This is a genomic window from Arthrobacter alkaliphilus (assembly GCF_021483235.1).
In the GTDB taxonomy this organism is placed as follows: domain Bacteria; phylum Actinomycetota; class Actinomycetes; order Actinomycetales; family Micrococcaceae; genus Arthrobacter; species Arthrobacter alkaliphilus.
In genome coordinates this window covers 58209-71678 of record NZ_JAKEEC010000017.1, presented here as the reverse complement: position 1 = coordinate 71678, position 13470 = coordinate 58209, and the positions used below count along the sequence as shown (strand labels likewise).

11 protein-coding genes, 1 tRNA gene and 1 pseudogene are annotated in these 13470 nt (G+C 64.3%); 4 read left to right on the top strand and 9 right to left on the bottom strand.

Annotated elements, in window-relative coordinates; translation table 11 throughout:
• Window positions 1-414 precede the first annotated feature (414 nt).
• The gene (locus L0B83_RS12920; RefSeq protein ID WP_234758851.1) at window positions 415-1284 is read left to right on the top strand and encodes a winged helix-turn-helix domain-containing protein; all 870 of its coding nucleotides are present in this window, start codon (window positions 415-417) and stop codon (window positions 1282-1284) included.
• 364 nt (window positions 1285-1648) lie between these two features.
• Window positions 1649-2176, top strand: a complete 528-nt coding sequence (locus tag L0B83_RS12915) for a SixA phosphatase family protein (RefSeq protein ID WP_234758850.1) — start codon at window positions 1649-1651, stop codon at window positions 2174-2176.
• 86 nt (window positions 2177-2262) lie between these two features.
• Here the strand turns inward: L0B83_RS12915 and L0B83_RS12910 are convergent, their stop codons facing one another.
• Window positions 2263-3180, bottom strand: coding sequence for a LysR family transcriptional regulator (locus L0B83_RS12910; RefSeq protein WP_234758880.1), 918 nt, complete (start codon window positions 3178-3180; stop codon window positions 2263-2265).
• A gap of 72 nt (window positions 3181-3252) precedes the next feature.
• On the opposite strand from L0B83_RS12910, the gene L0B83_RS12905 reads away from it, so the two are divergent.
• Window positions 3253-4200, top strand: coding sequence for an EamA family transporter (locus L0B83_RS12905; RefSeq protein ID WP_234758849.1), 948 nt, complete (start codon window positions 3253-3255; stop codon window positions 4198-4200).
• Here L0B83_RS12905 and L0B83_RS12900 read toward each other — a convergent pair.
• The 7 genes and pseudogenes from L0B83_RS12900 to L0B83_RS12870 form a co-directional block, all read right to left on the bottom strand.
• Entirely contained in the window at window positions 4173-4799 is a 627-nt protein-coding gene (locus L0B83_RS12900; protein WP_234758848.1) for a hypothetical protein, read from the bottom strand. The two genes, L0B83_RS12905 and L0B83_RS12900, sit on opposite strands and share 28 nt — an antisense overlap.
• Before the next feature lie 73 nt (window positions 4800-4872).
• Window positions 4873-5523 (bottom strand): TetR/AcrR family transcriptional regulator, encoded by a 651-nt coding sequence (locus L0B83_RS12895; protein WP_372461195.1) that lies wholly within the window; start codon window positions 5521-5523, stop codon window positions 4873-4875.
• Entirely contained in the window at window positions 5520-7556 is a 2037-nt protein-coding gene (locus L0B83_RS12890) for a YhgE/Pip domain-containing protein (protein WP_234758847.1), read from the bottom strand. The genes L0B83_RS12895 and L0B83_RS12890 overlap by 4 nt, the downstream gene beginning before the upstream one ends.
• The gene (locus tag L0B83_RS12885) at window positions 7553-8287 is read right to left on the bottom strand and encodes a sugar ABC transporter ATP-binding protein (protein WP_234758846.1); all 735 of its coding nucleotides are present in this window, start codon (window positions 8285-8287) and stop codon (window positions 7553-7555) included. Before L0B83_RS12885 ends, L0B83_RS12890 begins: the two co-directional genes overlap by 4 nt.
• Before the next feature lie 75 nt (window positions 8288-8362).
• The gene (locus L0B83_RS12880) at window positions 8363-9823 is read right to left on the bottom strand and encodes a dihydrolipoyl dehydrogenase family protein (RefSeq protein WP_234758845.1); all 1461 of its coding nucleotides are present in this window, start codon (window positions 9821-9823) and stop codon (window positions 8363-8365) included.
• 60 nt (window positions 9824-9883) lie between these two features.
• A pseudogene (locus tag L0B83_RS12875) lies at window positions 9884-10012 on the bottom strand (N-acetylmannosamine-6-phosphate 2-epimerase); the annotation flags it as partial.
• On the bottom strand, window positions 10012-11637 hold the full coding sequence (locus tag L0B83_RS12870; protein ID WP_234758844.1) for an ABC transporter substrate-binding protein: 1626 nt from the start codon (window positions 11635-11637) through the stop codon (window positions 10012-10014). The gene L0B83_RS12870 and the pseudogene L0B83_RS12875, both read right to left, overlap by 1 nt.
• A gap of 403 nt (window positions 11638-12040) precedes the next feature.
• On the opposite strand from L0B83_RS12870, the gene L0B83_RS12865 reads away from it, so the two are divergent.
• Window positions 12041-12769, top strand: coding sequence for a FadR/GntR family transcriptional regulator (locus L0B83_RS12865; protein ID WP_234758843.1), 729 nt, complete (start codon window positions 12041-12043; stop codon window positions 12767-12769).
• 552 nt (window positions 12770-13321) lie between these two features.
• Here L0B83_RS12865 and L0B83_RS12860 read toward each other — a convergent pair.
• A tRNA-Arg gene (locus L0B83_RS12860) sits at window positions 13322-13395 on the bottom strand.
• Window positions 13396-13470 lie beyond the last annotated feature (75 nt).

Below are 13470 nucleotides of genomic sequence, written 5' to 3'. Positions count from 1 at the left end.
ATGCTTGAGGCTTAATCAAATTTTATTCGATTATTTCGTCGATAAACGTCAGTGTGACGAACGCAAAGGGGTCACATTTGGACATGTCTGAATTGTGATCTGCGGCACAATAGTCCGATTCGTCTCAAAATGTGGACGTTTTGGTGCTTTGTTACTTGCAAGTTCGCTTTATTACGTTGCACACTTCAAATGTGAACAAGAACTCAACAGCTTCTGCAGCCGCAGCGATCGAGACCAGCACACCCGCTGGTGTTTCGATGGGCTGTTGTCGAATGCACGCCTAACTTCAGACCCTAGGAAGTTTCAGGCATTCGCCCCCTGCCCAGCGTCGGGCGCCCCTCCCCATTTCATTGCGGGGACCAGACCAGCATTCGAAGCCGCGATGACGGCTATTCACTTTGAGGTAAGCAATCCATGTCAGTTGCATCCGGATACGTCCACATCTCCGTCCGTAATGCCAATAAGGCCGCGTCGAACGCCGGCCTGCGTCCAGGCTTCGGCAACCGCCCGGCCCACGCCCAGCCCGCACCGCAGGGTAGCAGCCAGGTGCCCGGGTACGTCCCCCAGGGCTACAACCCCAACTCCTATGGCCAGCTCCGCGCGGTTCCCGCCAACGAGGCCTCGCCGATGACCGCTCCGACGCCTGTCCTGGCTCCAGCGGACCGCTCCATCCGTCCCGTTGCAAATGACAATGTGGCCCGCGGCTTTGTGCTTTACATGGGCATCGACGAAGACACGGCCGCGGCCGCCGGAACCTCCATCGCCAAGCTTGCACAGGAGATCCGGGCCTACGCGCAGTCTTTGGTTTCCGGTGCCGAGAGCTATGCCGCCGTCGCGGTAGCCCCGGCCAACGCGCCCGGTTCCGCGCTCGACGTTGTCCGCTCGACATTCGGCGACCCCACCGTCGGCAACCGCCCTCGCTCCGAGTCGCTTCGCCAGCAGCCTGCGCAGGAAGCCCGCCCGTCCGGCGTCCTGATCGACCTTGCCCGTCGTGAGGTGCACCTCGACGGCGAATCCCTGAACCTCACGTTCAAGGAATTCGAGCTCCTCAACTACCTCGTCGAGAACGGCACCCGGACCGTGGGCCGCGACGAACTCCTCGAGGGCCTGTGGCGCAATGCCGAAGAGGTGCCCAATGAGCGCACGATCGACGTCCACATCCGCCGCCTCCGCTCCAAGCTCGGCCGTCTCGCCAACACGGTGCGCACCGTTCGGGGCCAGGGCTACCGCTTCTACGAGCACCCCGAGGTCATTGTCTGGGCCGCTCCGGAATACTCGATCTAACTAGGTTCGGAACCGCCAGAAGGCGGCACAATCCCTCCGCGCCTGCGCTCGCTCCTTCTCTGGGGGCGGGCGCTTGCGCTTCCGCGGGACATCCCTCGGTGCCTGCGCTCGTCCCTTTGCTGGGGCGGGCACTTTCGCTTCCGCGGAACATCCCTCGGCGCCTGCGCTCGTACCTCACGCAACAACGGCGCTTTCGGGATATTCCGCTCGCGCTACAGCGCCCTTGCAGTTTGGGCGGGCGCTTTCGGGATATTCCGCTCACGCTACAGCGCCCGTCTAGTTTCGGCGGGCGCTTTCGGGATGTGCCGCCTTTTGGCTTCCCTAGTCCAGTAAGCATGTGCCTCCGCGGCTATAGGCTGGGGGAATGAGCGAGCATCACATCAAGCGCCTGGTGATCATGCGGCATGCCAAGTCGGACTGGCCGATGGGGGTGCCCGATCATGAGCGGCCCCTCGCCGAACGCGGCCACCGTGAAGCGCCGCTTGCCGGGAAATGGCTCCTCAAGCACCATGTGATTCCGGACTTCATCCTGTGTTCGTCCGCGCTGCGGACCCGGCAGACCTGCACGTGGGTGTGCAGCGAGCTGGGGGACAAGGCGCCCACGCCGAAACTCGAGGACGGTCTGTATGCGGCGCCAGCGTCGCGCATGTTGGCAGTCATCAACCATGTGCCGGAAACCGTCACCACGCTCATGATCTTTTCGCACATGCCCGGTGTACAGGACCTCGCGATGCACTTGGCATCCCGAGATTCGGACCACGATGCCTACATGGATGCAGCGACGCGCTACCCCACGAGTGCCATGACGGTGATGGAATTGGAAAAGCCCTGGGCCGAGTTGGACGGCCAGGACGCCCGCCTGACCCACTTCGCCGTGCCGCGTCCCAAGTAAGTCGTATCCCGAGCGAGCGAACTGGCAGCAGATGCCCCCAGTATCGAATTTTGCGGGCATTTGGTGCCAGTTCGTGGCCCCGGCCGTTAGCCCACGTCGAGTCCGCCGGCTACCTCGCGCAACAGGCCAACCACATGGCGGATGCTGGGGCTCGCCGTCATGGTCTTCCGGTACACGATTCCCACCTGGCGTTGCTGCATCGGGTTGACCACGGGCACCGCCACCACTCCAGCGGGGAGCTCGGGCCTGCCGAGCCGGGGCACAAGCGCCACCGCCACACCCTGCTGGACCATACCGATATGGGTGGAAAAGTCGGGGTCGTAGATGCGGATGTCCGGCACCCGCCCAAGTCCCGCGAGGATTGCCAGCAACGCCTCATTGCAAATGGCGCCTGCAGGGGTGCTGATCCAGCTTTCGTCCACGAGGTCGGAAGGCTCGACGGCGGTCCGGCCGGCAAGCGGATGCGCTGAATTCAGCAGGACGTCGGCGGTGTCCAGGCACAGGTCCTCGTGGACCATGTTCTCCGGAATGACCAATGGTACTGAATGCCAGTTGTGCACGACGCCGAGATCGGCTTCACCGGTGGCGACCCTTTGGACGGCCTCGCGCGGGTCCTCGGCCACAACGCGCACCTCAAGCCCGGTACCAGCCAGAGTCGGGCCCAGTTTCCCGAGCATCGGCCCCACTAGCCCGCGGCAAGCAGTGGAGAATGCCATGAGCCGAAGCACGCCGCTCGGCTTGGCTGGGTCGGCGAGGAGGGTGGCCTGCAGCTCCTCCAACTCGCCCAGGATTCGACGTCCGTACTCTGCCAGCGCCATGCCCCGGTCCGTCAGCAGAACGCCGCGGCCGTGGCGCTCGAGGACCGTCACGCCGCTCTGCTTTTCGAGCTTTTTGATCTGCTGCGACACCGCAGAGGGGCTGAAGCCCATGGCCTCCGAGGCCGCCACCACCGAGCCTTGCTGTTCCACTGCTACAAGGGCCCGGAGAGCCGCGATTTCAATCATGAAGTAAACGTACATGATGTGATGCAGAATTCAACGCTGGTGCTTCATCAACAACGCTGCCAGAGTTGAATCGTGAATATCCGACACTCAGCACTCGCCGTCCTCGTCGCCGTCCTTTGGGGCCTGAATTTCGTTGCCATCGACTTTGGCCTCCATCCCGCAAACGGGAATGGGAGCGGTGGAGCAGCAGACGTGCCCCCGCTGCTTTTCGTGGCCATCCGCTTCGTCCTTGTGGTGTTCCCTGGCATCTTCTTCGTCCGCAAACCGGACATCGGCTGGAAGGCAATCGTCGGCGTCGGACTCTTCATGAGTGCAGGGCAGTTCGGCCTGCTTTACCTGGGCATGGCGCTCGGAATGCCGGCGGGCCTTGCTTCGCTGGTGCTGCAGGCGCAGGTGCTCCTCACCGTGCTTTTGGCGGCCAGGTTCCTGGGGGAGCGGCCGAGCAGGCGGCAGCTGACCGGGGTGGTCCTCGGTGTCGCCGGACTGGCCCTCGTGGCGGTGGGGCGCAGCCTCGTGGCCCCGGTGGTGCCCCTCATGATTGTGCTCGCAGCTGCATTGTCTTGGGCAGCAGGCAACATCATCGCGCGCAAGGCCAAAGCCACCTCGGGCCTGGGTCTGGTGGTCTGGTCCGGGGCCGTGGTCCCGTTGCCGCTCGCAGGCCTGTCGCTGATCGTGGACGGACCGGCGGCCGTGGGCGGGACCCTTGCCAACCTTCAGCCGGCGACCATCCTCAGCGCCCTCTATACGGCGGTATTCGCCTCCCTGGTGGGCTTTGGAATTTGGAACCGGCTGCTCAGCCTCTACCCGAGCTCGGCCGTGGTGCCCTTCACGTTGTTGGTCCCGGTGGTGGGCATGACCGCGGCATGGCTGCTTATCTCAGAGGTCCCGACGACGGCGGAACTGGCCGGCGGCCTGCTCCTGCTGGGCGGCGTGGCGACGGCGGTGCTGCAGCGGCGCGTGAGGCCCGGGGTTCCGGTGGTTTCCGGCGAACGTCAGCGCTTGGGGGCGGCCTTGCGCTGAGCCGCCGGCGCTGGTTTAGGCGAGCCCGACGTCGGGCGCTTGGCGGAGGTGCGCGGCGCCGGAGTGCGGGGTGCGGGGGTGCGCGGTACGGGGCGTTTGGCAGCTCCCGACGCCGGGCGGGTCGCCGGTCGCGGGGCGGGCCTGGCAGATGCCGGTGCCTGCCGAAGTGCAGGGCGGGCCGCCGGACGCCGGGAAGCCGGACGGACCGGCGACTTCGCGCGGCGTGACGGCCATACCGCGCCCAGGAAGAGGACGAGCAAGGACCCGCATCCGGCAGCCGCTGCGAGGTAGAAGTAGATATCCGAATCCTTGGTGCTGACTGCGCTGCCGAGGGCGTTTTCGTCTTGGTTGAAGGCGAGTCCCCACATGCGCAGGAACGCGATTCCGAAGCCGATGAACAGGATGGTCGCGATGGCTCCGAGAACCAGCATGAAGTACCTGCGACGGGTGAAAACCTCGGCGACGCACGCGAGGTAGCCGATCGCCACAACCCCGAGGAAGATGTACATCACGGTTTCGTCGAGGGTTATGGCGAGGAGTACCAGCAAGCCGGCGGACACCACGGCAGAGATGATCGCAAGCTTTCCGCTGTTCCCCATGTGACGCATGGGATTAATCATCCCTGACCGGCCGGCGGCGCCACGCCCTCAAGACGCGGCAGTTGCCATACCGTTACCGCAGCACGTAGCCGCGCATGATGGTCATGATGGCGGCAATGCTCTGTTCACGGGTGCGCTCCGGGTTGTACGTCTGCCGGTCAAGGCCCACCACGAAGATCGCTCCGAACATGGCCGCTTCAAGGCTGCCCCGGGCAATGCCGGCATCCACCGGGTAGGCGGCGGCGACCTTCTCGATCGCTGCGCCGATCACCGCCAACAACTCGCTGCGGAGTTCGACGAAAAGCTTGCCCCATTCGCTGGGAGTCCGCCAGTTCTCGCTGATCCAGAGCCGTGCGAAGGACGGGTAGTCGTCCATGAAGTCCATGGCTTGGCCGAGCATGGCCTCCATCGCCTCAAGCGGCTCGGTGTGCAAGCCCTCAATTGCCTGGAGCCGCCCGAGCATGATGTCGACGCCGTGGCGCAGCAACTGGGCGATCAGATCGGACTTGCTGCCGAAGTTGTAATAGACCGTGCCCTTGGACACCCCGGCTGCCGCGGCGATCTCGTCCACCGTCACCCCTGCTGCGCCGCGCTCGCCGATCAGTTCCATCGAGGCGTCGAAGAGGCGCTGCTTGGTCGCGTTGGTGCGGGCCGGGCGGAGCTTCTTCTCGGGGTTGTCGGGTTCCGTGCTGGCGGCTGGGAGGCCGGGCTCTTGCATACTCATACCGCGATCTCCGGCTTCAGGGTCTTGAGTGTCCAGAACTTGTGCTTGCGGACAGCCAGCGTGGAAAGCGCGGCTCCCAGCACAGTGTAGCCAAGCAGGCCCAGGACAGTCGGCCAGATCATGGACAAGTCGCCGCCGTAGATCAGGTGCCGCATGCCGGTCACTACGTAGCCCATCGGCATGATCTCGTGAACCACGTGCAGCGGCATGGGCGTGGTCTGCCACGGGAAGGTACCGCCGGAAGACACCAACTGAAGGACCAGCAGGATCAGCACCACGAACTTTCCAGGGGTTCCCAGCAAAGCCACGATGCCCTGGATGAGGGCGGTGAACGCCATGGCCGCGGCCAGCATGAACAACCACATCCACACGGGGTGCGCCGCATTCAGGCCCAGCCCGAGATCCACCACGAGGGTGAGGATGCTGGCCTGCACCACCGACACCGCGAAGAACGGGAGCCAGCCGCCAACAGCGATCTTCCAGGACGCCGCGTTCGAAGCCAAGGCCCGCTGGGTAATCGGCCGCATGGCCTGGACCAGCATGAACACCCCGATCCACAGCGCCAGCGTCAGGAAGAACGGGGCGAGGCCCGCGCCGTAGGACCCTGCTTTGGCTTGCGAGACGTTGTTGACCGCGACAGGATCGGCCATCACCTTCGAAACGGAGCTCTTTTGGGCGTCGTCCGGGTTGGGGACCTTGCCGGCGCCCTTCGCCAGCTCGCTCGCCAAGGTACGGGATCCGTCCGCGGCAGTTGCGGCGCCGCTCGCAAGCTGCGCCGCGCCGTCGTCGAGCTTTGCCGCGCCGTCCGCTAGGGCCGCGGTGCCGTTGACGGCGGACTGTTCGCCGGCGGCGAGCGCGGCAGCGCCCGAGCTGAGCTGGTCCGCTCCTGCCGAGGCCTGGCCGATGGCACCCGTCAGCGCCGGGGTGGCGCCCGCCAGCTTGGTGGCGCCGGCACTGACCGCGGCTGATCCGTTGGAAAGCTGCTGGATCTGTGCGGCATCTGCCGAGATCTTGGCCTTGGCGTCGGTCACGGGGCTGGGTGCGGGAGTGGAGTCGAAGTCGGCAAGGATCTTGTTCGCCTGGTCCTGGGTGATGACCCCGCTCGCCACGAGTCTCTGTGTGCTGCCCACAACGCGGTCGCGCGTCCCGGCGTCGAAGGCTGCAAGCTGCCCGACGGCGTCCTGGACCTTCGCGTTCAGCTGCGCGTTCCCGGCGGCTACTTGGGCGGCGCCGTCAGCCAGCTTCTGGGTGTCGGCGGGCAGGGATGCGGTCTTGTTCTTCAGTTCCGTGAGTCCCCCGCTGAGCTGCCCTGCACCGTCGTTCAGCTGGTTCGCGCCGTCGCGGAGCTTGGTTTGACCGGCCAGGAGCTCCGAGGCGCCGCTGTTGAGCTTGCTGGTGCCGTCGTGGAGGCTGGCCGCGCCGTCGCTGAGCTTGCCGACGCCGTCGGCGAGCTGTGAAGCGCCGTCGGACGCCTTGACGATGGAGGCGTGGATGGTGCCGAAGCCTGTGAGGAGCTGGTTGGCGGTTTCCTCGCCGACTTCCTTGGCCACCGTGGAGTGCACCGCGGTGGTGAGTTTGTCGACGATGGTGCTCAGGAGGTAGTTGTTCGCGTCATTGGTGGTGACGTTGAGCATTGCCTGGTTGGCCGCATTGAAGCTGCCGGGCGAGACCAGGTTTGCGGAGAAGTCCTTCGGGATTTTCAAGGCGAAGGCGTACTTGCCGGATTCGACACCGGCGTCTGCTTCCGCCGTGGAGGTTACCCGCTGCCAGTTGAAGACGTGGCTCTCCACGAGGCTGTCGGCAACCTTCCGGCCTGCCTGCAGTTCCGGGCCGTTTGCCGGCTGGGCTCCCGCGTCCTCGACGACCAAAGCGGCGTCGATCTTGTTGAGATTGCCGTACGGATCCCAGTTCGCATAAAGGTACACGGCTCCGTACAGCAGGGGCACCATGGTCAGGGCAAGGATGGTCAGCTTGGGCAGGAGCCCGCCGGTCATGCGCTTGAGTTCGGAGCGGGCCAGCCGCAGAACGGTCACTTTGCGGTCCTTTGCAGAATTGCGGGCACTTCTTCGGGATCTTCTTGCGCTTCTTCGAGGGGCTCCGCGGCTTCGAGGGTCTCCGTGCCTTCGGCCGGCGCCGCGTGCTGCACCGAGTTGCCGATCACCGCGGCAGGGCCGTCCCAGTTGTCCGGGAGGGCTGAGACGACGGCGACGACGGCGAGCGGGCGCCCGGCGTCGTACGCCAACTGCTCAAGCCGGGGGAGCCAGTCCGCAGGGTCTGCGCTGTGCCGGTCCGGGGAATCGAGCACCAGGAGGTCGAGGGCAGGGTCCGCGAGGGCCAGGGCGGTCAGCAGCTCCAGGCGCCGGTCCGCAGGGAGCTGCTCGATCCACAGCCCGGCGATGTCTTCGAAGCGGTTGACCTTGAGCCACGGCGTGCTGAGGAGCGCGCCGCGGTAGCGGCGGGGGATGAGGGCGAGGTCTTCGGTGACGAGGTCGCGGACGCTCAGGTGTTGCTCGGGCTCGTTGACGCCGGGAGCGTCAATCAAGGCGCTCGCGGCCCGGACCTTCTTGATCTTCACCGAGTTATCCCAGCTCAGGCGGCCTTTGCTGGGCTTCATCCGGCCGCTCAGTGCAAGCGCCAATGCCGTGCGCTGGTCCTGGCCGTCACCGCTGACCAGGAGGATCTCGCCGCGGCTGGCTTCGAGGGAAGTGGGAGGCAGGAGATCGTTCCGGCGGCCGTCGATCTGGAGTTGCTGTGCAGACAGCACAATTGGACCTTTCGCAGAACCTGTTGTCTGCTCCAATCGTAACTGAACTGACCAGTCAGTTCAAATAGACTTCCATCACAGTCCGTATTTCTCCAACAGGCGAAGCCACACCTCGCTGATGGTTGGGAACGACGGCACCGCGTGCCACAGCCGGTCCAACGGGACTTCGCCCACAATCGCGATGGTGGCGCCATGCAAAAGCTCGGCCACTCCCGGCCCCGCGAACGTCGCACCCACCACCACCTTCCGGTCTTCGTCCACCACCAGTTGCGCCCAGCCTTCGTAATTTTCCGAGTGCAGCTGGGAGCCGGAGACGTTGATGGGGAGCTCCACCGAGCTTGCGTTGATGCCCTTCTGCAGCGCCTGTTCCAGGCTTGGGCCCACGGATGCCACTTCCGGATCGGTGAAGACCACGCTCGGGATGGCGTAATCGTCGGCAGTCTTTGCGAGGGCGCTCCACGGCTTCGGCGCGCCCTGCAGGGTTCCCTTGGCGCGGGCCACGATGGCCTCGCCGGTCGCCCGGGCCTCGTATTTGCCCTGATGGGTGAGAAAGACAGATCCCGCGGCATCGCCGGCCGCGTAAAGCCACAGCCCGCTCGTGCCGTCGCTCGCTACGCCCTCCACCAAGCCGCTCGGGTCCGTGGTGAGGCGCAAAGCCTTGCCCTCTTCGGCGTCGAGCCCTACGTTTTCGAGGCCCAGGTTGTCCACGTTCGGCCGCCTGCCCGTTGCCACGAGCAACTCGTCACCTTTCAAGACCGTCCCGTCGCCGAGGGTGACGCTGAAGCCATGGTCCGGGCTGTATTCGACGCGCGTTGTGTCTGTCGCGAGGCGCAGATCGACGCCATCGGCCCGCAAGCCTGCAGCAACCAGATTGGCGGCTTCCTCTGGAAAAGCACTGAGCAGCCTGCCACGGGCAACGATCGAAACTGACGAGCCCAAGCGGGTGAACGCTTGGGCAAGTTCCACACTCGCGACACCGCCGCCGAGCACTATGAACCGTTCGGGGATGTGGCGTGCGGAGGTGGCGCCGCGGGTTGTCCAGTAGGGGACATCGCGCAAGCCGTCGATTTTCGGGATGAGCGGCGTGGATCCGGTGGCCACCACCACGGCGTGATGGGCTTTGAGCGAGTAGCTGTTGCCGTCGTTGCCATCCACCTGGACTTCGCGAGGGCCGGTGATGCGTGCGCGACCCCGGAGGAGCTCGATCCCCGTATCTTCCAGCCACTTGACGGCGCCGTCGTCCTGCCACTTGTTTGTGAAGTAGTCGCGGTATTTCAGGACCGGTGCGGGATCCAGGACCTTCGTGACGGAGTCCGACGCTCCGGGCACTGATTGTGCCGTGTGCAGCGCGGTTCCGGGCCTCAGGAGGGCTTTGGACGGTATGCACGCCCAGTAGGAGCATTCCCCTCCAACGAGTTCAGCCTCCACAATGGCCGCGGTAAGGCCACCCCGGACCACTCGGTCTGCGACGTTTTCACCCACGGCCCCCGCGCCGATCACAATTACATCGAATTCCCGGACGTTCTCCTCTGTCATGGCAGAAGCCTACGCCCGGACCCGGGCCGAAATGAGGGCGTGGCGTCGGATTCTGCTGGATCAGGCGCCCAGGGCGTCCTTGAACCAGCCCGTGATGCTTGCCGGATGGGTGATGGCGGTACCGACGACGACGGCGAACGCACCGGCGTCGAGGGCCTGGCGGCCCTGGGCGGGGGTGTAGATGCGGCCTAAGCTGTGCGGCCCACGCCGATGAAGGACAGTCCCGTAGTGGGCAGCGGCTTGAAGCCTGAGAGCTTCCTTTCGTCCCATGCGCTGGGCAACTGGCGGTGGAAGAGCGGGTACAGCGGGAGTTCGTCGGAGACGAGGTCCACTATTTGGCCGATGATCTTCTTGGCATCGGCGCCTGCTGCCTGCGAGCCCTTGTCCATCAGGCTTTGGAGGGTGGCGCTCTCCGGAGTGGTCCAGTAGGCACGCTTGGCCATCCAGGTGGCGCCGGAGTAGAACCAGCTCAAGAGCAGGTCTGCGTCGTTGCCGAAGACGGAAGGGTCGCCCGGGGCCGCGACCACGGAGAAGTCGGCCTTGCCCACCCTGTCCGAGTACAGGGCGCCCGACTGCAGGTTCTTTGCCGTCACCTTGACGCCCGGGATCTTGTTCCAAGATTCAAGCATCAGCGGGGCAACGTCCTTGACCCAGGCGGTATCGGTCGTGAGCAGCTCGAATTCGAGGTTGCTCACGCCTGCCTGCTTGAGCAGGTCCGCGGCCTTCTGCGGATCGTAGCCGTAGACGTTCTTGGCCTTGACGTAGTCCGGGTGGCCTTCTTGGAAGTACGAGGACGCAGCCTTGGCGTTGCCGAACAAGGCCTTCTTGATGATGGCGTCCTTGTCCAGTCCATAGTGGAGTGCCTGGCGCACCAGTTTGTTGTCGAACGGAGCCTTGGCGCAGTTGAACATCAGGAACAGCATGCCGAAGGACTGCACGGATTCAACGCGGGTCTTGGATTTGAGTCCGTCCATGTCCAGATACGGGACGTCTTCGATCGCCTGGACGCGGCCCGACTGGACCGCTGTGACACGGGCTGCCGCGTCCGAGAGCAACAGCCACGTCATGCCTTTGGCCAGCGCCGGCTTGGGGCCGTTGTAGTCGGCGAATGCTTCGAAGACGATCTTGTCGTCCTTGACCGCCGAGATCAGCTTGTAGGGGCCGGAACCGACGGGCTTGGCGTCAAACCCCTTCTGATCGGTGGAGGCCAGCACCTTGGGAACCACTTTGATCACGGAGATTCGCGGCCCGAAACCGGGGAAGGGGTACTTCAGCGAGAACTCGACAGTCTTGGCGTCGAGGGCCTTGACGTCCTTGATGAAGGGAATGAACTGGGAAAACAATGACTTGTTGGCCGGGTCCATCACTCGGGTGAAGGAGTATGCAACATCGTCCGCCGTGACAGGGGCGCCGTTGTGGAACTTGGCACCGTCCCGGATGGTCACCTGGTATGTGGTGTCGTTGACCTTCTTGGGGTCGCTGGCGGCCAGTGCGTTATATGGCTCGCGGGTGGCGGGGTGGAGTTCCACGAGGCCTTCGAAGAGGTGCAGGTTGGCGGCCGTCGGCGTGGCCCCGGAGGACGTCATCGGGTCGAAACCCGTGGACAGCGCATAGGAGATACCTGCTTCGATGGTGAGGTCCTTGTTGACGGTCGGCGTGGTCTTTGCTGCGCCCGTGGTGGTGGAGGCAGGACCGCCACATGCGGACAGGGTGGCCGTGAATGCTGCTGTGGCTCCGATGGCTCCGGTTAGCTTGAGGAAGTTGCGTCGGCTGGCGTCGCTGACCAGCGGCAGGGTGTTAGTTCTGTTGCCCATAAGACGCCTCACCATTCAAATTTTATGGTTATCGGATGTAGGACATCTGATGCGCGTAAAGAAACTGTAAGGGCGGTCACAGGAAGTCGTCAAGCGAGATTCAGGTCACTATGCGGCGGCGGGGCCGCGGGGCTGCATACTTGTGGCGCGAGCCTGGGCGAGGGGCTGGGGCGGCAGAGGGGGAGCGGGCGCCTCGGTTCACAGTTGCGAAAAGCCGGCCCGGGCTCGGTCAAAATAAAGCCGGATGTCTATCCGGGAGATGGGACATCCGATATTGTATGTTGCGAAGCACTTTATGCGTGGTGGGCGCTAGGCTCACCCCAACGTTAACACTGCACTGATTCCTTGTCCCCGGTCCCGAGCGGATCCGGTTCCAGGAATAGATGCCTTTGCAAGGAGAGCCATGACCACTTCCGGTGTCGTTCCGCAGGCGCGGTTCAGCGCGCAAGCCCGGCTCAGGGCCCTCCAGTCGGACATCATGGAATTGATCCTTGAGCGCGAGCTCGAGGCGGGCGATCCTTTGCCCACGGAAAATGAACTCTCCATGGTCTTGGGGGTGGGGCGCAACACCCTCCGCGAATCCTTGAAGGTGCTGCAGGCGCTGGGTGTCATCGAGATCCGCCACGGCTTTGGCATGTTCGTCGCGCCCAGCAACTTCGATGCGCTCGCTGACGGCCTGACGTTCCGGGGGCGTTTGTCGCTGCGTCATCAGGGGCTTGAGGCGCTGCAACTCGTGGACGTGCGCCAGGCCCTCGAATCGGGCTTGATCGGATCCTCCATGGACGTGATGACCGCAGAGCAGCTCGCCTTGATCGAAGAAGCGGTCAAGCAGATGGAGGAGCTCGCCCACACCGGCCAGAACTTCGCGGCCGCGGATGCCGAGTTCCACCGTCGGCTGTTCGAGCCCTTGAACAACGAGCTCCTCATCAATCTCATGGGCGTTTTCTGGAAGGTTTACCGGAAGATCCATGTGGAGATCGGCTCGGACAACGAGGATCTTGTCGCCACCGCAGCCATGCACCAAAGCATCTACACGGCAGTAGCAACCGGCGACAAGGTCGCGGCCGCCGAATTGCTCAACCGCCACTTCGACGGGATCCGCCGCCGCATCAGCGAGGCCGTCGCCGTCTAAGGCCACCGTCGTGTCTTCCCCATCTTTGGACGGCGAATGCGCCGACGACACGGCGAGTCGCGTGATTTCGAGGCTTTCGCGTAGCAAAGCCGGGGAAAATGCTACGGCCCACGTGCCCCCTGGCGGGCGGTGCGTAGCCTGACGCGCCGTCCTGCCCCTGTTTGGATTCGGAACGCGCCGGCGACACGGCGACTCGCGTCATTTAGGGCGACGGCGGCGGCAAACAGGGTCACGAAGGCGTGACCGTCCTGACGGATGATGCCATCCCGCCGTAACCCGGCCTGATGTCGGATTCTGCTTGATCATTCCGGGAACCAAGAGCGAGCAGAATCGGACAGACCCTGCCGGCAGCCGGGGCGGGCCAAACTCAAGGGTCGCCGCCGCATCTTCCCCACCTTTGGACGGGGACTGCGCCTACGACACGGTGATTCGGTTGATTTTGAGGCTGTCGGGAAGCAAAACCGGGGAAAATGCTACGGCCCACGCCCAAGCCACCCACTCGGAACTTAACGAAAAAAGACCCGCACCGTGGCCGGTGCGGGTCTTCATTTGTGCGCCCAAAGGGATTCGAACCCCTGACCTTCTGTTCCGTAGACAGACGCTCTATCCAGCTGAGCTATGGGCGCATCTTGATGATTCCGGAGAGTTTCAAACTCGTTCCCCCCTCGAACCTCAATAAACTTTACGCGAGATCCCCCCTC